Below are 17,290 nucleotides of genomic sequence, written 5' to 3'. Positions count from 1 at the left end.
ATAGCATGGACACACGACACGCTATCACATCGGCTTTGCAGTGCAAGTCTTCCTGCCACACGAGCGCCAAAGTGCGGTTCGTCAATACGGTATTGGCCGGGCCGTTACCACCCGACGGGCTGGCGCTGTCGCCGCCCAGCAGATAGCCATCTACGTTCGGGTGGATCTGGTCCCCCATGAAATCCGATGCAGCCTGCACCACCGGCGAGAACGCCTCGGCCTACGCGTCATAGACCACCACGTTTGGCCAGCGGCCATCCATTGCCAGGTATCGGTGGCTGCGAGAACAGCACTGGAACGAAGCCGACATGGCTGTCGTCTGCCACCCTATTTCCCCGGTCTATACCCCACCCGAAAAAGTCGGTCAAGCTTGGTTTCGATTGCCCCAGTGGTCAGCGTCTGGATGAGGCCATCGACATCGCCCGCGCGTGGAAGGTCCGCAAAAAGGGCGCCGGGCGCCTGCTCGACGGCGTGCAGCACGATGGATTTCCGGAGATCGCGGCATGACGCGCCATATCGCTGAATTACTTGGTCAGGTCGCCACGAAAAAGAACCTTATCGAAGTCCACGAATGCGTCCTTCGGGTCCTGAACAGGGCCCAGGTCAAGCAATGCGCGATCGACATTGATCCTCTCAAGGCGTTCGCGTGTCTCCTGAGTCAACACAGCGACGTGGAGCGCCTTACCTACGCCAACCTTGTCAGCAAGCTCTTTGTCGAAGAATTTTTCCTTAATCATCGTAACAAGCCTCTAGCGTGCTTCCAATCCTTGGATGTGCCTGTCGATTGCCGCTTGTATGCACGCGAAGGAGGGGACGAGGGCGCTGTCAATGTCCACGAATCGCGCGGTCGCGATATCGTCGATGGGCACGTGAACCGACGTCCCTTGAGCCGTGAGTTGGACTCGCTGGCAATGACGTGAAACCGGCAGCGGGATCCCCATGGACTATCGAGAACATTTCAAAGCCTCGATAAACACCTTTCCGTTGCTCTTCCATTGTCGCCCTCCCAACTCAAGGGAAATCCTAGCATGGCGGCGCGTGCGGTTTCTCGCGATCCCGTTTCCTGGACGCGATCTTTTGTTCAACTTTGGCCCACTGCTCCTGAAGGGTGGGGCGTCCGGAAGCGATCAGCCTAGCGTTGGACCGATCCATCGTCTCACGCATCAGCCTGGCGAGATCAGCGACCTGGAGAGCGGCACCAATGCCAATGGCGTCGGCGACTTCCATGCTGAAATACTTCTCCATATGCGTCATGTCGGGGCGGCGGATAGCAAGGCTGGAAGCAAACACCTAGGTGCGCAGCGAAGCGCACAACAACTTGGTGTCGATGGCAGCCCATGCGAAATTCTCGGCTTCGTGGATCGCCTCCTGCGCGTTCTGGACCAGCCTATGCTCCCAGCCATCGCAGAGGAATCTGATGGACATGACCTCCTCCCGGCGCTCCGACGCGCTCTCAACGAAGGGAAATGCGTGGTACGTGGCGACCCAAAGGCCCGTGAAGCTCTGCTCAACATGGTGGAGTTCAGGAGGATACCAACGTGACCTTAGACCCCGAGTCCCTTCAGGGTCGCGGAGGCCAGCAGCACCGCTGCGTCCCTGGCGAGGTCCTTACGCGGAAACACATCCTCCGTCTGGTATTGCGACTCGGCCTCAGGCGCCTCTTCCAGGCGGCGGACATACACGTAGCCCCTGAACTGTCCCGATGCACTCTCCATCACCACGATACGAACCATGTGGGTGGCGGTCGTAAAGAGCTGCTCGTCCATTGCTGTCTCCAAATTATCGCGGGAATCTAGCATGATTCGATATCCACTCGCGTGGCCTGCCGGCTGACCGCGCAAGACCGACGCCCAGCGCGCCGACGCGCGCTTCGGCCGACATACCCGCACCGAGCACCGCTGAACCAACGGCACGACCAGCACCAGCGTCTGGACGAAGGCGCTGACCATATCCGACGGCACGAACCGCGTGTTGGCGAGCTGGCGCGCCTGGAAGCCTGGCCGGGCTCGACCATCATCAGCACGAACGTCCTGTACGCCTCGATGGCCTGCCGCGCTCCAGTGCCCGCGAGCCGGCTGACCCGGGCGCCGCCGTCTACTGGCAAGACCGGGCGGGCACTCCGCAGGTGATGGCCATCGACATGTACCGCAGCGTCGCAGACAACCTCGCGGCCATTGCCGCCACCCTGGACGCGCTGCGCGCGATCGAGCGCCATGGCGGCGCGCAGATCCTCGAACGGGCCTTCACCGGATTCACCGCCCTGACGGCGCCTGACGCGGCGCGCGCCTGGCGCGAGGTGATCGGCGTGCCTCCCGGCGAACAGGATATGGGCGAGGTGCGGACAGCCTTCCGCCGTCGCGCTCAAGCGGCCCACCCTAACCATGGTGGTAGCCAATGGTATTGCGCGGCTCAACACAGCCATGCAAGAGGCGGAACGAGAATTGAACGGATGATCGAAGCAGCACAATGTATTCTTGGAACAACCCGGCAAGACTGGGAGAGACAGATGGAATCCCTGACCCTGAGCAAAGAAGAGATCATCAAGGCCACCGGATACCGGCGCGCCGCCGAGCAGTTGGAAGCCTTGCGAAGCGGGGATCCCGGCCGACAGGCGCCAGGATGGCAGCGTACGCGTGTGGCGCCATTATATTGTCGGTGTGGCGAATCAGCCTCTCCCGAAGCAGCACCGCCGCCCTCCCGAACTTGCCTCTGACAGGAAGGCAGCATGATCTGGCGCCGCAAGAATGCCTCGCCGCTGCCCTCGCGTGTCTACGAAAAGAATGGCTCCTGGTGATTGTGGACGTCAAGTGCAAGTGGCACAAGCTGTGCCACGTCGAGGATGGCCTGCTAAAGCTCTACACGGAGTTGGCGCGGTTCAGCCGAGAAGCGGATGCCAAGCCAACCGACACCATGCCAGTTCTCATCGATGACTGGCTAGTCGATAAGCTGCAACGCTACGCCCTCGGCACGGGGGAGGAATACCGGCGTATGGCGACGTTCCTCAAGACTGATCTTGATTTTCAGATGTGGGAATTTCCTTGGCTAAGCTGGGTAGTAATCATCTTCATCTGTGCGGTTCTGGTACTCATGATGCTGCGGCCGGAACATCGTTACGAAGTTGGTGCCACCGGGATACTAGCTGTCATAGTTGTCGCCGCCGGATGTTGGCGCGGCTGGCAGGTCAATCGTACAGCGGTCGCTGTCTCGTAGCGGATCTCCAAACGAGAGGCTCAACGGCAGCGGGGAGAATTGGCGAGCCTCCAAATATCCCCATCGCGTTCTGCTCGCGAACTCCGCTCAGTGAATGGAAGCCAAGTGTCCCACCCCAAAGCTGGAGTTGTGCAGAGCCGTTCGAACGACAGCTCCGCCCAGACAACGGGCTTTCGCGCTGCGACCACGAACGTTGCATTGTCGGCGGTAAGCCCCCCACGCCGTACCGATACCAACGGTCCTCCAAGCTGGTGCTGATTGTCCATCCTTCGCTATTCAGAAGAGATCAGCGGGCGCCTGCGCCATCTGCCTTTCGTCTTCCGGTACTCCCAAACGCTGGAAGCCCTCCTTGCTGGCCGGCGAGTCGCTCCAACGAGCGCTTGGGTTGCGTGACCACGAAACGGATCACGGCCACCTTTCTAGGTCGCGCGTGGATGAGCCTGACCTTGCTGTACCGCGCCATGGATGACATCCATCGGGCAGGCGTGATCGAAGCCGCCGCGGCCAATCACCTGCGCGTGGTGGCCACGGGCCCACGTGCCGATGCACGTACGGTCGCGCAAGCGGCTCCATGACGTGCTGAGCGCCATCCGCCTGGGCAAGGCCGTGTCCGATTGCGGGTATCAGCTGACCCCCAACGCAGAGCCGCACCTGCGCTCACGCCCGGCTGCTGACCGAATCGCTGCACATCGCCAATCTCTGCCAGTTCTCGTCGGATGAGCTGCGCTATGAGTATCCCGATGAAGGTAACCCATGCCAGCGGGAATCATGACCGTGGTAAGCGCGAGCCCGGCGAACAGATCCTTCGCCAGCCAGGCTCTTTCATGGTCGCGCAGCGTCGCAAGGGCTGGGACCAAGCGCAGCAGGTGACCTTCCCACCTTGAGGCAGGCGGTGTGGAGCGATCGGGGAGCCTGTTCATATTCCTGCTTTGTTCGAAGGTGCCGGAGGATCAGCAAGGAAAAGCCTCGCCTCTCTCGCCGCTGCCATCCGCATCAATGTGTGCATTGCCAGCCGTGTCGATGAACTGCAACCCGATTTCCCTACGCTGATTTGCAAAATACGGAGTGAGGTACTGCGTAACAAGAAGCCGGGGACCGCGCCCGGCCGATCTGGCGCGTGCTAGGGTCAGCGCAGTCGCGCTTCTGATCGAACTCTTCCAGTCGACTTCATAGCGATGGCAGACGTTTTGCCGCGCCTTAGTACATCGGTGGCGGTTGAATCGTCCGTGTTCGCGCGCTGAACTTGGATTTCCACACCGGTCCATCGACGAAGTGCCGTCAAGGCCATATTGATCATGTCGCGGGTTGCTCTATCAGCCATGTCCGTGTGTTCAGTATTTTGACTTGCTCATCAAATCTGAACGCCGTCTGGTATTGAACAATGTGTTGTTCAATTTTCCTTTTGTTCGTGATGTATGAACAACACAGAATATTGAGCGATCGCTCAACGTACGGTGCCTATGGAAGTGATCTCCATCTCCGGCTCCGATCAAAGCGTGTGCTGAAAACAGCACGTCAATTGTCGAATGAACATTTGTCCGTTTATGTCGTCTATACTTGACAAATCGATCGGAAATTCTCGCCATGAACCCCGCACTCCTGGGTAGCACGATTCAACACAAGCGGATCACCCTCGGCCTGACCCAGCAGCAACTGGCGGATATGGCCAAACTGTCGCGCCAGTCCCTAAACGGCATCGAGCATGGAACCGTGAACGCCACGCTCGAAACGCTGGGCCGGCTGATGGACGTCCTTGGCCTGGCGCTTGATATGTACGATCCCGAAGCCGACCGCCAGGCCAGGGGCACGCCGACCCGCGCGCTATGGATGGCCGCAAAGGGCGCAAACGTCAGTTACACCGGCGAGCTCACACCTGCTCAGCTTGAATGGGCGCTGGCCACTGGCGAGGTGTCGGCGGAGTTTCGGCCGCAAGTAGCCCAGATCCTGGATGAGGCGCCACTGCAGCTCGTCACCAAGGTAGTGGCCGAGGTGGCGGCGAAGCAGCATCGGAAACCGGCCGACATTTGGAAAAACCTCAGACGGCTCGCGCAGTCATTGACGGCGACACGCGGAGGACTGTGGGCATGAAGATTGAACTCCAGGGTGACATCTGGGAAAGCCTGTTCCCTCAGCCTTCACGCTGATGGAGGAGGTCCGGAAGCACGGGGGGTATGGAGCCGTTCTGGACCTTCGGGGCGGGACGGTCCTGATACTCCGGTACCCTCTCGCCTTCTACGTCAGAGCACTGACCAATTGTGCAGCAACTTGCTGCACAGCTTCAGGCTTGGCGAACATGCACCTGGCTGTACCTCCATTCGAGCGATGGGCCTCGGGAGACCGCGCCAAAGCGGGGACTGATTAAGCCGCAATGCGGTAGCTTTTTGTGCTCTGGCGATGAGGGCAGCGGCAGCTCAGGACTCCATACACCGGGCACGCGGCGCCTCGTCAGCATCCACAACGTCTTCGGAAACAGGTCGATTCTGCAAGCGTTTGTGCATGGCCTCGCATCGGATCAACATCATCGCCGCGGGATCCTCCTCACCGCCGGCAATGCCAGCCTCAGCAGCGACCTGCAGATATACTTGCCGGGAGGCAACGGCGACGATCACAAGGATGGCGCCGACGCCGACGACTCGGACTGCAATTTGGAGGTATTGCCCCATGGCTAAATTGGACCGTATAGCAGGAGGTGATTGGCAGTGAGACTACACGAGGATGTCCCAGGACGGTGCCACGCCGTTGCGGGATTGACACAATCCGGTTCGCCGCGGCGGGTCGGATCGCTCGTTGTGTGACACCACATGGCAGTTCTGAAGAAAATGCCCCGAAAATCGATCACGGCCTTACCGAACGGCCGCTACTGGGCCACGCCCCACGCGCCCTTCCCGCTGGACGGTCCAAACGGCCATGAGGAGGTTTTTCCCGGCGCCCAATGCGTCAGCGACGGCAAATGGGTCACCTTCTATAAGGACGGGGAAGAAGTATGGGCGTGCAATGCCGTGTATGCTGCCGCCCATTTCGACTTTGCACCGGTTCCCACCAACCGCTCGCCGGCGGACAACTGAGGGTCGGACCGTTCCCCAGGCCGTGGAGTACGTTTCGCACCCTACAAACAGTTGAGTCCATTTTTCGCGGACCGGGCGTTAAATTCGCCCCCAATTCAATTGTCTACTCAACGCGGAGACAATGTCCTCGCCCCCTCTCGGCAAACCGGAGTGAACGCCAGCACCAACGACGTCCTCACTGGGCACAATGACCTGCGGATGTTGCGACGGTACCCCCATCTCGACACCCCTACCCTGTCAGCCCTTGACCGGGCAGTCGGGGTTCAAGCAAGCACTTCCAAACCATGCTTCTGGACGACTTGCAGCAACCTCGCTGCCATCCCGCTAGGCTGCTTCTGCCCGCTCTCCCATTTCTGAATGGTTGACGTACTTGTGTTCAGGTAGCGAGCAAAAATGGGCTGGCTCACTTTGACCGATTTGCGAATCTGAACGATGTCCTTAGCATCGAAATGTGGCGGTTCTTCCAGGCACAGGTCGTCATACTCGCGCATGGTTTTCTTGTCGATGGATTTCGCCTTCAGAAGGCCAGCTGCGGCGCTGTGGATCGCCTCAAAGGCGTCGGTCTTGAATCGTTTAGCAGTCATGGCAATCTCCAGTAGCTCCCCTTGATCGAGCAGTCCAGCGATCTGCGACGCGGAGGCTGCCGCGTAATCCCTGGAAAGCTTCTTGAACCCTTCCAGTTCCTTATCGCTGATGTTTTCCCGGTCCTTCTTCGCGAACAAGTAGGTGATATCCATCGCTTGCCGACCTTGTTGAGGACAATTGAGCGATGCCTGTTCTTGTTGAGCCGCTTCTTCCAAACGCCGCCTGGATCATCGCCTTGGCTCAGCATCAGTTCCTGTGCAGCCTCACATAATTCAGCATCGTCGATTCCGGCCTTGCTTGCCATCTTGCTGAACCAGGACGTTTTGAAGACACGCTGCGCAGGACTTCTCATGTAGCGGGCAAGAAATCAGACAAGAAAGTCTAGCACTCGGTGCAACACTTTTCAATAAAGCACACGACAAGTACCGCATACCACACCGCTCCGCGGTCACCTGCTGAGCAAGCGTTATGCAGATCAGGCGCCCATGATGTAACGCATACGCCATATAAATTGTCGATTCGTCCGTCTCGCCTTCTGCTCGGCTTGACGACTACTTGCTGGATTGGCAGCGCTATGCACCGACCACTTGGTCGAGTAAGGCAGTGACCGGATCGTGGACGGGCTTGCGGTAGTCATCCGCAATCACTCGGTCCGACCGACGCGGAAATGTTCCACGGTGCCCGGCATTGACCGCGCTGCAGCCAGTCGGGCCGCGCGCCCTCCCCGTCCCAGCTCTGGCCATCTGCACTGCGATAGCGTGCGACGGCCGGGGACGCCGACGAAGCGACGTCTGTCGGGAAACACCCTTCGGCGACCAGGCCGTCGAGCGTGAGGGAAAAATTGGCCATGTGGGTTCGGACCCGAATGATGGCCTCAGCCCGCTGGCGCAACTGCTGGGCAGGCCGGCCTGCAGGATTGGAAGCACATCATGCCGCGGTACTACGCGATGGCGGAGCGGATGCTGGGTGTGACCGAAAACTAGCTTCTTGGCGAGGCTGACCTGCGACTCAAGAAGATGGCCGACTTGCAGGGCGTGGGCAACACATTTCACAGCGGCCGCGCCCTTCGTGCAGAAACTGGCGCACGAGACCGAGGAAGCCACCAATCTGAGCGTGCTCGACGAGGCCGATGTGGTGTTCGTCTCGCGCATCGTCAGCCGCCATGTTCTGATGCGTAGCTTCCAGGTTGGCTTGCGCATGCCGGCACTCTGTACCGCGCCGGGCCTGGCCATGCTGGCCAACATGCCTGACGGCGCGGTGGAAGACGTATTGTGCAAGTCGCGGCTGGTGCAGTACACGCGCTTCACCGTGACCGAGCCGAAGCGCATCCGGGAGCGGCTCGAGCAGGTGCGGCAGCGCGGCTACGCGCATACCGCTGAGGAGTACTGCCTGGGCGATTATTCCATCGCCGCGGCTGTCGTCGACGATGCCGGGGTGGCTCAGGCGGCATATCGCCGTGGCGGGCCCGCGCTGGCAGGCGGAGACCGACGAGAAGCGCTTTGCGGACCTACTGGTGTCCACGGTGGCGTCGATCGCCGGGCAGCACATGCCTGGCTATTGAGGCGGGGCCGCCTTGGCCGATGGCCAAAGACGACGCGCGCGTTTGGGGTGGGAACTGCACGAAGTGGAATCTGTATGAGCAGAATCTCCTGTCGGAGTATCACATCCGTTATGGCGGGTACGGCGGGATTGGCTACTACCATGTCTCCGACATGTACATCGCGCTCTTCAGCAACTTCATTCCGTGCGGCGTGCATGAGGCGGTGTACATCCTGGACGGTCTCATCAGAAATGACTCTGAGATTCAGCCGGATACCATTCACGGTGACACGCAGGCATAGAGTGGGCCGGTGTTTGGTCTGTCCTACCTGCGTGGCATCAACCTGATGCCACCACTAGCGTCCCACTCGCTGAGCGCATTCGCTTCACTCCCAAACGTCCGCCCGCTCGATGTGCAGCTTCTCGGCTGCGCGGGCGAAATGGAGTTCTTCGGCCACGGCCAGGAAACAGCGTAGATGTCGAAGCTCCATTAATTAACCTCAAACGCCCGTCATGAATCTGACGGTCTAGCCGCTGGATCAAACGTTCATCGACGCGGGCCAGACGTAAACCCATAGATGTTCGCGCGCCAAGCGGTGAGGAAACCAATTATCAGTATCAACAGCATTACCCAAGGAAAAGATGTAGCTCCTGCGGACTCAAGCAGTACCCCGCCAATAATCCCGCTGCCGGCGAACGAGAGATTGAACACCGTTACCAGCATGGATTGCGCAACGTCAGCACCGTTACCCGCTGCATCGGCCAATGCGGTTTGCAACAACGTTGGCGCACCGCTAAAGGTCAAACCCCAGATCGCCACACCAACGCATATGACTACAAGTGACGTGCTTCCCAAGCCGAATGTCAGTGAAACCAAGGCAAAAGAACCCAGTCCGGTCAGCACCAGAAGACGCAGCCATCGGTCAACGAGAGAACCGACAAGCCATATGCCGAACATGGCAGACACGCCAAAAATAAGCAGTACGGAGTCCACATTGCCGGCTAGCCCAACCGATGCCAGGAAGGGAGCGATATAGGTATAGAGAATGTAATGCGGAAGAATCCAAGCCATCACGACGAACAGCACAGGTCGCACGCCAGGGGTGGCAAGGACTTGCCTCATTGGCAAACGACCGTCGGCCGTCTGGCCGGGGTAGTCGGGAACCGCCCAGAAAACCCAGCCCATTAACACCAGGGTCATTCCCGACATGATGCCAAAAACGCTGCGCCAGCCGATCATGGTTCCGAGCCAGGCGCTCAACGGTACGCCAACCGATAACGCTAAAGGGATGCCAACCATTGCTACCGCAAGCGCGCGGCCCTGCATGGACACTGGAACCATACGGCGTGCATAGGTTGCCAAGAGACTCCAGGCAAGCCCCGTGGCAAGCCCCACTGCGAACCGCGCAACCAGTGTCAGTACATAGTGCGAGGACGCCGCCGTTATCCCATTGCAAACGAGAAATGCAACCAGCACCAGCAACAGGACATGCCGCCGTTGCCATTTGCTCGTAGCTGCCGTCAACGGGATAGCTGCCAAGCCTGAGCCGAGTGCGCAACTCGTCACAAGCTGCCCAGCCCAAGCCTCGGTCACATGAAATCCTTGAGCAATCTGCGGAAGCAAGCCAGCTGGCACTGTCTCGTTCGCCGTGGCAATAAAACTAGCCATCGTCAACGCCAGCAACCCTGACATGGGAAGCCGGCCAGCCGACGCCACACATTCGATCCTCTCCACTACTGTACCGCTACTCTCGTCCATCATGCCGTCCACCTCTCGCTGTCGCCTTTCAGTCAGGGTTGCAAGGACGCAGTTTGGCTGGTACACATAGATTTGATAATTGGGGCATATTTTGAATCAAATTCAAATCTAAATGAAAGATGGCGACCGATCGACTAGGTGATATGCGTTTGTTCGTGGAGGCGGCGGCACTTGGCAGCCTGTCTGCCGCGGGCCGCAAGCTGGGCTTTTCGCCAGCCGCTGCGAGTGCTCGGCTGACCAAACTGGAAGCTGCGCTCCGCACGAAGCTGCTCGATCGCAGTACAAGGCAATTGCGTTTGACAGAAGAGGGCCGGCTATATCGTCGACATTGCTGCATCGCCCTGAGAGCCATTGAGGACGCCGAAGACGCGCTCCATGCGAGTCAGAATGCGGTGCGCGGAAAAGTTCGTATTTCGGCGTCAGCCGATTTTGGTCGTCATCAGCTTAATCAATGGCTGGACGACTTCATCCGTGCGCAGCCAGAATTGAAAGTCGCCCTGACGTTGACCGACTCGCCCTCGGATCTGCTGCACGATGACGTAGACTTCGCGGTTCGTTTTGGAAAGCCGGATAACGATTCGCTCATTGCACGTCGGCTAGCGCCAAACTGGCGGGTGTTATGCGCGTCCCCTGAATACCTGGCTAAACACGGTACGCCACGTACTCCGGCAGACTTGGTTACACATCAGTTCGTCATCCTAGTCACGGCTGCCGGCCCACTGAACGAATTTCATTTTGCGTCAGCGGGAAAGCACTGGACTCACACGGTAGCGATGGAAAATGCGTGGGAAACCAATGACGGTGCGTTGGCCCGTACATGGGCACTGGCAGGATATGGCATTGCCCGCAAGACGATCTGGGATGCGGCTGAGGATATTCGTGCTGGCACACTCAAGGCCCTGTTACCAGATTTGATCGAAAGCGAGCCCGGAATCTATGCTGTATTCCACCAGAATCGGTACATGACTCCCCGCGTGCGGGCGTTATTGGATTTTCTGATAGACCGATTTCAGCACGCATCCGACAATATTCTGGCCGATCTCCCTTCGCCAAGGACATCCGCAAAGACAGGTTGATGCAGGCGGGCACGCACTTAAATTTTCGGACCACGTTGCCGCCCAATCTCCCATGGCACACCTCCGCCGCGCGCCGTTGCGGCGAGTTGCTGGCCTAGCCGCGGCTCGATCACCGGTTTCCACGGCAACAGCGAAAGCCCCATGCCGTCATCGAGCATCGCGTGGCGCCCGCAGGCGAGCATGAGGCTGTGCCGGTAGATGCCGGACACGCGCTGCCCGTCGGCCGTCGGCCGATGCTCCAGGCCGGTTTCGGCGGCAATGTCCTTCGCGGCCTGCGCCAGATCGCGCCCGCGCAGCGTCGCCAACAGGTTGCGTGCGAAAACAACGCGTTGCCCGTGATGCTCGACCACTGGCTGCACTTGATCGGCAAGGGAAATTTAGCGGGGAAAGTGGCGCTACCGCTACTGGCAGGCTCGGCGCTCGACCTGCACCTGGTGCAATGGGGACTGCCGGTGACGCCGGCTCGTTGGATCCCAAGATGCCGCTCCTCGCCAGCCTAGAACAGGATAGCGCGGTCAGCATTGCCGGGACCCGCCTCTGGCACGTGATGGGGCGCTTCTTTAATCAGGCTGCCGATGTGATTGCGCCAGACAATCCAACGGTGGCCCAGAAGCTGCGCAGGGCCAGCCCACATTGGATGCGGCACACGCCACACACGCTTTGGCCCGCGGCGCTGAGTTGACCACTGTGTGGGACAACTTGCGTGACGCTTCGGTGGCCGCGACCTCGATCTACCTGCAAAGCGACGAAGTCAAGCGGGCGCGTCAGATGTAAGCGTCCGGCCATTGCCGTCCTTGACGGCGGTAGGCGAAGCCAGATTGTGATGCAGGAGGGAGTTATGGAGTTGGCGCGTCGAGGGTCGCCAACTCTGCAGCGACGGCCCAGGGCAGCAGTTCTTCGATCCGGTTGATCGGATGATCGGCGATGCGGCCCAGCACGTGGCGCAGGTACGCCTCCGGGTTGAGGCCATCGAGCTTGGCGCTGCCGATGAGGCTGTACATCGCGGCGGCCCGTTCGCCGCCGCTATCGGCGCCGGCAAACAGGAAGTTTTTTCGACCAAGAGCGACGGCGCGAAGCGCGCGCTCGGCGCTGTTATTGTCGATCTCCAGTCGCCCATCGCCGGCATAGCGCGTGAACGCCTCCCAGCGCTTGAGCGTGTAGAGGATGGCTGCAGTGGTATCCGATTTGCGCGAGAGCTTGGCCGCCGTCTCTTCCAGCCAGGCCTTGAGTGTTGCTAGTCGCGGTACCGCCTCGCATTGCCGGATCTCCCGGCGCAGGTCTGGTGGTTGCCCTCGGATCTCGCGCTCGATGTCATAAAGTTCGCCGATGCGCCCCAACGCCTGTTCGGTGACGGCATTGGCCCGCACCACATGTAGTTCGTGGAACTTGCGTCTGGCGTGAGCCCAGCAAGCGGCCTCTTGCACGCGCCCTGTTTCATAGACCGCATTGAAGCCAGCATACGCATCAGCCTGCAACGTACCGACGAAGGATCGCAGATGGTGTTGCGGGTGTTCGCCCTTACGATCGGGCGAGTAGGCGAACCACACCGCAGGTGGAGCGGTATCCGCGGATGGCCGATCGTCACGCACATAGGTCCACAACCGTGCCGTCTTCGTCTTGCCATTGCCCGGCGCCAGCACCGGGATCGGGGTATCGTCCCCATGTACTTTGACACCACTCATCACGTAGTCACGCAATGCCTGCACCAGGGGGGGCAACAAGGCCGCGCAGCCGCCGACCCAGTCGCCTAGCGTGGACTCCGGCAATGCAATGCCTTCGCGTTCCCAACGGACACGCTGGCGATAGAGCGGTTGATGATCGCAGAACTTCGACACCAACACATTGGCAAGCAAGCCCGGGTCGGGGATACCGCGATCGATGGGCCGGCTCGGCGCGGGGGCCTGGACGATGCGATCGCAACCCGTGCATGCGAGCTTCACGCGACGGTGCCGAATGACACGCAGCCGTGCAGGCACGAGCTCCAATTGTTCTGAGACGTCTTCGCCGAGTATCTGGAAGGCGCTACCGCACTCGCAGCACATGGTCTCGGCTGGCGTGTGCACGACGTCTTCGCGCTCCAGGTGTGCTGGTAGCGGGTTGCGTCCCGCGCTGGCATTGGCAGGGCGAGCGCGTTGCGAGCTGGCTGCGGCGGCGCCCTCATCGGTTTGCAATTCCTCGAGCTTGAGTTCGAACTGCTCGATCTGTCGATCGAGCTTCTCAGACTTGTGGCCATACTGCTGGCGCCTCAGCTTGGCAATCAGGAGCTTGAGGTGTTCGATCTCTATCGCGTGATCTCGCAACGCGTTGTCACGTGCAATGATCATCGCCTTCAGGGTGGCGATGTCATCGGGGAGCGTGGCGGGATCGGTCTTCATGCCCCGCAGTGTAGGAAGCGGCGCCGCAGTTTACAAGGCGAGCGTCGGGCGCCAGGTGCGTTCTGGCTTGCGCCAGTCAATGCCCTCGAGCAGCATCGAGAGCTGCGCAGGTGTCAGGTGAACCTTGCCGCTGTCAGCCTGCGGCCAGACGAAGCGACCTCGCTCCAGGCGCTTGGCCAACAGGCACAGACCGTCACCGCTCCACCAAAGCACCTTGATCAGGTCTGCGCGCCGGCCACGGAAGACAAAGACGTGACCGCTGTACGGATCCTCGGACAAAGTTGTGTGTGCCTTGGCAGCCAGACCATTAAAACCGCAGCGCATGTCGGTGATTCCCGCAGCCAACCACACGCGCGCTCCGGCAGGCAAACCGATCATGCTGTCAAAGACGCCATCAGCGCGGTCAATACGGCAATATCGACGGGGCCGGTCAGGCGGATCGTGCCTCGCTCAAGCCGGATCTCCACGGCACCTTCGTGCCGCAATGCAGAGACGACAGGCACGGTGGCGATGTCCTCGACGGTCACGGGCAGCATCGCTGCCGAAGACCCTTGTTCGTCACCGAGTGCCATACGGCGCCACTTGAAGACCTGATTCGTGTTGAGCCCGTTGGCCAGCGCAATAGCCGAGACAGACGCATTGGGCTGCACGCACTGCGCGACGACATCGCGCTTGAAAGCATCGGAGAACCGGCGTCGCTGGATGCGCCCATCCGAAATGGGGCCGGGCAGTGGCTTCATAGGTGTCCGCCTAAATTAAGCGGACGCCTATGCAGCCCGCGAAGACACCAGAGCTTGCCTACACCGCCTCAATTGCGGAAGACGGTACTCGTCGGGCCGTTACACATATGCCAGTATTCCGCGCGGTGAAGAATCGGGTTTTTCCACATGGCACGTGCGCATGGACCTCCATAGGCGTTTCCGAACTCGCCCATCCAGGCTTATTGGTCGAGATCAAATGCGTGGCAGTCAAACGAGATCTGGCCTCCACGTGACCGTCTGTTAGCGGCTGCAGACCGGCCGCTAACCGCAAACTGGCGAATAGCCGCTTCGGGTTGCGGATTCAACCGGTCAACGCAACAGCTTGATGGAATCGTTCAGCCGGTGTATCGAAGTTTAGTGTTTTGCGTGGGCGTTCGTTGAGTCTTCTGGCTATGGGCGTTGAGCTTGGCTTGCGAGTAGCCCGAGAGATCGGTGCCTTTCGGGAAGTACTGTCTCAACAGGCCATTCGTGTTCTCGTTGGAGCCGCATTGCCACGGATGCTGAGGATCGAAGAAGTAGACCTGGATGTCCGTGGCCACGGTGAAACGCGGCCGGCTTCGGGATCAAACGGTCCTCTCTCCACGCTAGCTCGTCGGCGGGTCATCGGCCGCAGTGGCCATTCACGCGTATCGGTTGCAGATGCTGGAAATGTCCGCCGAGGATCGATCCTAGCACTTCAGGTCGTTTGTTGCCGGCGAAGACGCGGGACAAGCGCTAATTGAGCCCCCACCTTGAGTAAATTGCCCTTACTGTGCCATCGGCTTGTAGCTTCATTAACGATGCATTCAGTTTTGCAAGCAGGTCAGTGTCACCCTTTCGCACTGCAAAGGCCAATTTGTTCTCCTGGATTGGCTGGTACGAATCCACGATCTTGAGATCAGGATGCGCATTGTTTCGCATCCGGTACGCTATCTGCAGCCCATTGTCAACAACGCCTGCCACGTGGTGGGCTTCTAGTTCGCTGATCGCTTCCGGCGGCGTGCCGACAAGAGTTAGGTTTGCTCCAGCCTCTTGCAACGCGTTCACGTATGCGCTCCCTTTTGGTATTGCGATCGACATACCTTTGAAGTCGGCTACCGAACGATACGCCTTCATATCATCAACTCGCACAATCAGCATGTCCCTGTATGAACCATACACGTCAGTGAAATCTACGAGCTTCTGTCGCGCGGGAGTGACACCATAGGACGCCGCAATGATGTCAATCTTCTTGTCGAGCAGCGCGGGTTGAAGCTCTGCGAAAGCCATCGGCTGATATTCAATCTCTAAGCCGGCATCTTTCGCAATCGCTCTAAGTAGTTCCACCGAAATACCCTCTAGCTGCCCCGTTTTTGGATTCAGACCAGACGTAGGCTGCCCGGCAGTAGTGCTGCCGGCCTTCAGTACCTGTTGAGCACACGAAGTATTCGGAGTTGCAAGAGCCAGCGCAGCAAGCGACACCATCGCTGCAACAAATGCCTTCATGGGACTCCTCCTCCAATTGATCGCACGGCTGCGGACGAACATGAACCCATCACGCTACGATGCGCCAGTTTCAGACAGCACGAGAAGAAGCATAGTCACGATGCTTCAGAAAGCAAGCACCATACGGATGGTATGGCCCGCTTTTACTCACGGCTGACATAAACTGATCGCCAACGAGAAAGTGCGACTTGCATTGCCGCCAATCCAACGGCCGCTTACTGGTGCGGAGCAGACGCCAAAATCTCCGAATGACGGTGCAAGCGAAAGACGCTTCCTGGCCGACAACGTCCCTACGCGGTCGCATTGAACCCCTGTGGCACAAGGCCAGTCCAGCGAATTCCGGTTTCCTACAGCAGGACATTCGATTTAGGAAGCCTCCGGGTCAATGGCCGTCAACGCATCACCCATGGTGAAGCGCTTGGACGAACCGGGGGCAAGTACAGCATCCAGGCCACGAGCTCCAGCGGAACGGTCAGCACGCAGCAGGTCAATGTGACCGTGAGTAACGTAATCCAGAGCTTCGCATTCTGATGCAAGCAAATAAGGGCGCCGGTATCGCCAGCGCCCGATTCAGTCAAGAGAGAGGAATAAATGAAATTCATAGTTGGCGCGCTGCTCGCCACCACACTTGTGACCGGCTGCACGGTCTATACGCCTGGTGTCGCCGTTCGGACACCTGCGGTAGTAGTAGATCCGGGTCCCAGCTCGGGCTTCTGCCCGCCAGGGCAGGCCAAGAAAGGACGTTGCTAAACTGATGAGCGAAAGGAGAATTTGATGAGAAAGACCCGCGTACTATCCATGATCGCTATCTCCATCCTGGCGACGAGTTCAATGACCGCCTTCGCCCAGCGCGGCGGCGCCGCTGGAGCCAGGGGCGATTTTGGTGGCCGCTCGGACAGCCACATCAGCAGCAACGGCTTGCGCAACTCCAATGGTCCAGACGCGATAGACCGTGACAAAGGTCGTGCGCGTGCGGCGGATCGAAGCGAGACACATACGCCTTCGCCCAACGGGAAGTCGCATTCGCAGCGCAAGGGACACTGATGCTTCGGTTTCCGCAGCATGCAGTCCTAGTGCTTGCTATCGCCGCTGACAGTCCGCAGTTCGCGAGCTTTTTAACTTTGGCTGTATTTCCCCCTGTGCGCTAATAACATCTGGCGTCGGCGCGCCATGGGGGCGCTCGCAGGATCTAGCTGCGTGCCGACGCGGCCGAACCTCGTTCTCTCGGTCTATCAACCGCTGCTCCCGACAGTAGGGTACTGAAATGGCCATGATGCAGCGCAATCAGACCGGCGACGAATTGGCCCCAGTTGCTATTCCTCATGGGTGTAGGCGCTTTCACCCTGCCGCCTACACCCTTTTTCTTGCTTCCGCACCACACGGTTCTATTCCTTGACTTCCCGTGCCGTGCGCGGCCTTGGGCTCTCGCGATTCGCGAAAAAATCAGACGACCGCT

Annotated in this window: 20 protein-coding genes and 7 pseudogenes; 13 read left to right on the top strand and 14 right to left on the bottom strand. The window is 59.5% G+C overall.

Annotated features, from left to right (window positions below; all coding sequences use genetic code 11):
* Positions 1-202: hypothetical protein (locus tag AC07XB_RS30970; protein WP_492831157.1), on the bottom strand; the 202-nt coding region annotated here is incomplete at its 3' end.
* A gap of 59 nt (positions 203-261) precedes the next feature.
* On the opposite strand from AC07XB_RS30970, the gene AC07XB_RS30965 reads away from it, so the two are divergent.
* A complete protein-coding gene (locus AC07XB_RS30965) occupies positions 262-507 on the top strand; it encodes a hypothetical protein (RefSeq protein ID WP_492831158.1) in 246 nt (81 codons plus the stop codon).
* Positions 504-920, top strand: coding sequence for a hypothetical protein (locus AC07XB_RS30960; RefSeq protein ID WP_492831159.1), 417 nt, complete (start codon positions 504-506; stop codon positions 918-920). Before AC07XB_RS30965 ends, AC07XB_RS30960 begins: the two co-directional genes overlap by 4 nt.
* A gap of 103 nt (positions 921-1,023) precedes the next feature.
* Here AC07XB_RS30960 and AC07XB_RS30955 read toward each other — a convergent pair whose 3' ends face one another.
* From AC07XB_RS30955 to AC07XB_RS30945, 3 genes are all read right to left on the bottom strand, one after another.
* Entirely contained in the window at positions 1,024-1,227 is a 204-nt protein-coding gene (locus AC07XB_RS30955) for a hypothetical protein (protein WP_492831160.1), read from the bottom strand.
* Between the two features lie 63 nt (positions 1,228-1,290).
* On the bottom strand, positions 1,291-1,425 hold the full coding sequence (locus AC07XB_RS30950; protein WP_492831161.1) for a hypothetical protein: 135 nt from the start codon (positions 1,423-1,425) through the stop codon (positions 1,291-1,293).
* A 119-nt stretch (positions 1,426-1,544) separates the two neighbouring features.
* Positions 1,545-1,766 carry a hypothetical protein gene (locus tag AC07XB_RS30945; RefSeq protein ID WP_492831162.1) on the bottom strand — a complete coding sequence of 74 codons (222 nt, stop codon included), beginning with the start codon at positions 1,764-1,766 and terminating at the stop codon, positions 1,545-1,547.
* A gap of 362 nt (positions 1,767-2,128) precedes the next feature.
* Between AC07XB_RS30945 and AC07XB_RS30940 the strand changes: the two genes are divergently transcribed.
* The 5 genes from AC07XB_RS30940 (at position 2,129) to AC07XB_RS30920 (ending at position 6,275) form a co-directional block, all read left to right on the top strand.
* Complete coding sequence (locus tag AC07XB_RS30940; protein ID WP_492831163.1) at positions 2,129-2,713, top strand: hypothetical protein; 585 nt, start codon at positions 2,129-2,131, stop codon at positions 2,711-2,713.
* Between the two features lie 77 nt (positions 2,714-2,790).
* A complete protein-coding gene (locus AC07XB_RS30935; RefSeq protein ID WP_492831164.1) occupies positions 2,791-3,210 on the top strand; it encodes a hypothetical protein in 420 nt (139 codons plus the stop codon).
* A gap of 389 nt (positions 3,211-3,599) precedes the next feature.
* The gene (locus AC07XB_RS30930) at positions 3,600-3,785 is read left to right on the top strand and encodes a hypothetical protein (protein WP_492831165.1); all 186 of its coding nucleotides are present in this window, start codon (positions 3,600-3,602) and stop codon (positions 3,783-3,785) included.
* Between the two features lie 1,009 nt (positions 3,786-4,794).
* The gene (locus tag AC07XB_RS30925) at positions 4,795-5,298 is read left to right on the top strand and encodes a helix-turn-helix domain-containing protein (protein ID WP_492831166.1); all 504 of its coding nucleotides are present in this window, start codon (positions 4,795-4,797) and stop codon (positions 5,296-5,298) included.
* A 713-nt stretch (positions 5,299-6,011) separates the two neighbouring features.
* A complete protein-coding gene (locus AC07XB_RS30920; protein WP_492831168.1) occupies positions 6,012-6,275 on the top strand; it encodes a hypothetical protein in 264 nt (87 codons plus the stop codon).
* A 263-nt stretch (positions 6,276-6,538) separates the two neighbouring features.
* Here the strand turns inward: AC07XB_RS30920 and AC07XB_RS30915 are convergent, their stop codons facing one another.
* Complete coding sequence (locus AC07XB_RS30915; protein WP_492831221.1) at positions 6,539-6,859, bottom strand: helix-turn-helix domain-containing protein; 321 nt, start codon at positions 6,857-6,859, stop codon at positions 6,539-6,541.
* A 63-nt stretch (positions 6,860-6,922) separates the two neighbouring features.
* A pseudogene (locus AC07XB_RS30910) lies at positions 6,923-7,164 on the bottom strand (type II toxin-antitoxin system RelE/ParE family toxin); the annotation flags it as partial.
* 764 nt (positions 7,165-7,928) lie between these two features.
* On the opposite strand from AC07XB_RS30910, the pseudogene AC07XB_RS30905 reads away from it, so the two are divergent.
* The 3 genes and pseudogenes from AC07XB_RS30905 to AC07XB_RS30895 all read left to right on the top strand — a co-directional run.
* Positions 7,929-8,249, top strand: a pseudogene (locus tag AC07XB_RS30905) (IclR family transcriptional regulator); the annotation flags it as partial.
* 37 nt (positions 8,250-8,286) lie between these two features.
* A complete protein-coding gene (locus AC07XB_RS30900; protein ID WP_492831169.1) occupies positions 8,287-8,421 on the top strand; it encodes a hypothetical protein in 135 nt (44 codons plus the stop codon).
* 58 nt (positions 8,422-8,479) lie between these two features.
* A pseudogene (locus tag AC07XB_RS30895) lies at positions 8,480-8,698 on the top strand (Tn3 family transposase); the annotation flags it as partial.
* A 102-nt stretch (positions 8,699-8,800) separates the two neighbouring features.
* Here the strand turns inward: AC07XB_RS30895 and AC07XB_RS30890 are convergent.
* Together AC07XB_RS30890 and AC07XB_RS30885 are read right to left on the bottom strand one after the other, a co-directional pair.
* Positions 8,801-8,890: pseudogene (locus AC07XB_RS30890) on the bottom strand (LysR family transcriptional regulator); the annotation flags it as partial.
* Between the two features lie 56 nt (positions 8,891-8,946).
* Complete coding sequence (locus tag AC07XB_RS30885) at positions 8,947-10,158, bottom strand: MFS transporter (RefSeq protein ID WP_492831222.1); 1,212 nt, start codon at positions 10,156-10,158, stop codon at positions 8,947-8,949.
* Positions 10,159-10,277: 119 nt separating this feature from the next.
* On the opposite strand from AC07XB_RS30885, the gene AC07XB_RS30880 reads away from it, so the two are divergent.
* Positions 10,278-11,234 (top strand): LysR family transcriptional regulator, encoded by a 957-nt coding sequence (locus AC07XB_RS30880; RefSeq protein WP_492831170.1) that lies wholly within the window; start codon positions 10,278-10,280, stop codon positions 11,232-11,234.
* A gap of 17 nt (positions 11,235-11,251) precedes the next feature.
* Here AC07XB_RS30880 and AC07XB_RS30875 read toward each other — a convergent pair.
* Positions 11,252-11,578, bottom strand: a pseudogene (locus AC07XB_RS30875) (DUF3363 domain-containing protein); the annotation flags it as partial.
* Here AC07XB_RS30875 and AC07XB_RS30870 point away from each other — a divergent pair.
* Positions 11,579-12,008 (top strand): annotated as a pseudogene (locus tag AC07XB_RS30870) (site-specific integrase); the annotation flags it as partial.
* Between the two features lie 62 nt (positions 12,009-12,070).
* Here AC07XB_RS30870 and tnpC read toward each other — a convergent pair.
* The 5 genes and pseudogenes from tnpC to AC07XB_RS30845 all read right to left on the bottom strand — a co-directional run bounded on the left by tnpC (position 12,071) and on the right by AC07XB_RS30845 (position 15,834).
* Entirely contained in the window at positions 12,071-13,609 is a 1,539-nt protein-coding gene (gene tnpC, locus AC07XB_RS30865) for an IS66 family transposase (RefSeq protein ID WP_492831171.1), read from the bottom strand.
* Between the two features lie 30 nt (positions 13,610-13,639).
* Positions 13,640-13,987: an IS66 family insertion sequence element accessory protein TnpB gene (tnpB, locus tag AC07XB_RS30860; protein WP_492831172.1), complete on the bottom strand. Its 348-nt coding sequence runs from the start codon at positions 13,985-13,987 to the stop codon at positions 13,640-13,642.
* Positions 13,984-14,349, bottom strand: coding sequence for an IS66-like element accessory protein TnpA (gene tnpA / locus AC07XB_RS30855; protein WP_492831173.1), 366 nt, complete (start codon positions 14,347-14,349; stop codon positions 13,984-13,986). Before tnpA ends, tnpB begins: the two co-directional genes overlap by 4 nt.
* Positions 14,350-14,671: 322 nt before the next feature.
* Positions 14,672-14,918: pseudogene (locus tag AC07XB_RS30850) on the bottom strand (IS30 family transposase); the annotation flags it as partial.
* A gap of 166 nt (positions 14,919-15,084) precedes the next feature.
* Complete coding sequence (locus AC07XB_RS30845) at positions 15,085-15,834, bottom strand: substrate-binding periplasmic protein (protein WP_492831174.1); 750 nt, start codon at positions 15,832-15,834, stop codon at positions 15,085-15,087.
* 774 nt (positions 15,835-16,608) lie between these two features.
* Between AC07XB_RS30845 and AC07XB_RS30840 the strand changes: the two genes are divergently transcribed.
* Positions 16,609-16,878: a hypothetical protein gene (locus tag AC07XB_RS30840; protein ID WP_492831175.1), complete on the top strand. Its 270-nt coding sequence runs from the start codon at positions 16,609-16,611 to the stop codon at positions 16,876-16,878.
* The last annotated feature ends 412 nt before the right edge of the window (positions 16,879-17,290 follow it).

It is taken from the genome of Cupriavidus sp. GW821-FHT02F09 (assembly GCF_059421605.1).
Note: the sequence above shows the minus strand (reverse complement) of the source record. Positions and strands in the feature narration are given on the sequence as shown.

Excerpts from the sequence above, each read along its gene's own strand:
- AC07XB_RS30960 (WP_492831159.1), top strand. The coding sequence starts at position 504 with ATGACGCGCCATATCGCTGAATTACTTGGTCAGGTCGCCACGAAAAAG.
- AC07XB_RS30955 (WP_492831160.1), bottom strand. The coding sequence starts at position 1,227 with ATGGAAGTCGCCGACGCCATTGGCATTGGTGCCGCTCTCCAGGTCGCT.
- AC07XB_RS30950 (WP_492831161.1), bottom strand. The coding sequence starts at position 1,425 with ATGTCCATCAGATTCCTCTGCGATGGCTGGGAGCATAGGCTGGTCCAG.
- AC07XB_RS30945 (WP_492831162.1), bottom strand. The coding sequence starts at position 1,766 with ATGGACGAGCAGCTCTTTACGACCGCCACCCACATGGTTCGTATCGTG.
- AC07XB_RS30940 (WP_492831163.1), top strand. The coding sequence starts at position 2,129 with ATGGCCATCGACATGTACCGCAGCGTCGCAGACAACCTCGCGGCCATT.
- AC07XB_RS30925 (WP_492831166.1), top strand. The coding sequence starts at position 4,795 with ATGAACCCCGCACTCCTGGGTAGCACGATTCAACACAAGCGGATCACC.
- AC07XB_RS30920 (WP_492831168.1), top strand. The coding sequence starts at position 6,012 with ATGGCAGTTCTGAAGAAAATGCCCCGAAAATCGATCACGGCCTTACCG.
- AC07XB_RS30915 (WP_492831221.1), bottom strand. The coding sequence starts at position 6,859 with ATGACTGCTAAACGATTCAAGACCGACGCCTTTGAGGCGATCCACAGC.
- AC07XB_RS30900 (WP_492831169.1), top strand. The coding sequence starts at position 8,287 with ATGCCGGGGTGGCTCAGGCGGCATATCGCCGTGGCGGGCCCGCGCTGG.
- AC07XB_RS30885 (WP_492831222.1), bottom strand. The coding sequence starts at position 10,158 with ATGGACGAGAGTAGCGGTACAGTAGTGGAGAGGATCGAATGTGTGGCG.
- AC07XB_RS30880 (WP_492831170.1), top strand. The coding sequence starts at position 10,278 with ATGGCGACCGATCGACTAGGTGATATGCGTTTGTTCGTGGAGGCGGCG.
- tnpC (WP_492831171.1), bottom strand. The coding sequence starts at position 13,609 with ATGAAGACCGATCCCGCCACGCTCCCCGATGACATCGCCACCCTGAAG.
- tnpB (WP_492831172.1), bottom strand. The coding sequence starts at position 13,987 with ATGATCGGTTTGCCTGCCGGAGCGCGCGTGTGGTTGGCTGCGGGAATC.
- tnpA (WP_492831173.1), bottom strand. The coding sequence starts at position 14,349 with ATGAAGCCACTGCCCGGCCCCATTTCGGATGGGCGCATCCAGCGACGC.
- AC07XB_RS30845 (WP_492831174.1), bottom strand. The coding sequence starts at position 15,834 with ATGAAGGCATTTGTTGCAGCGATGGTGTCGCTTGCTGCGCTGGCTCTT.
- AC07XB_RS30840 (WP_492831175.1), top strand. The coding sequence starts at position 16,609 with ATGAGAAAGACCCGCGTACTATCCATGATCGCTATCTCCATCCTGGCG.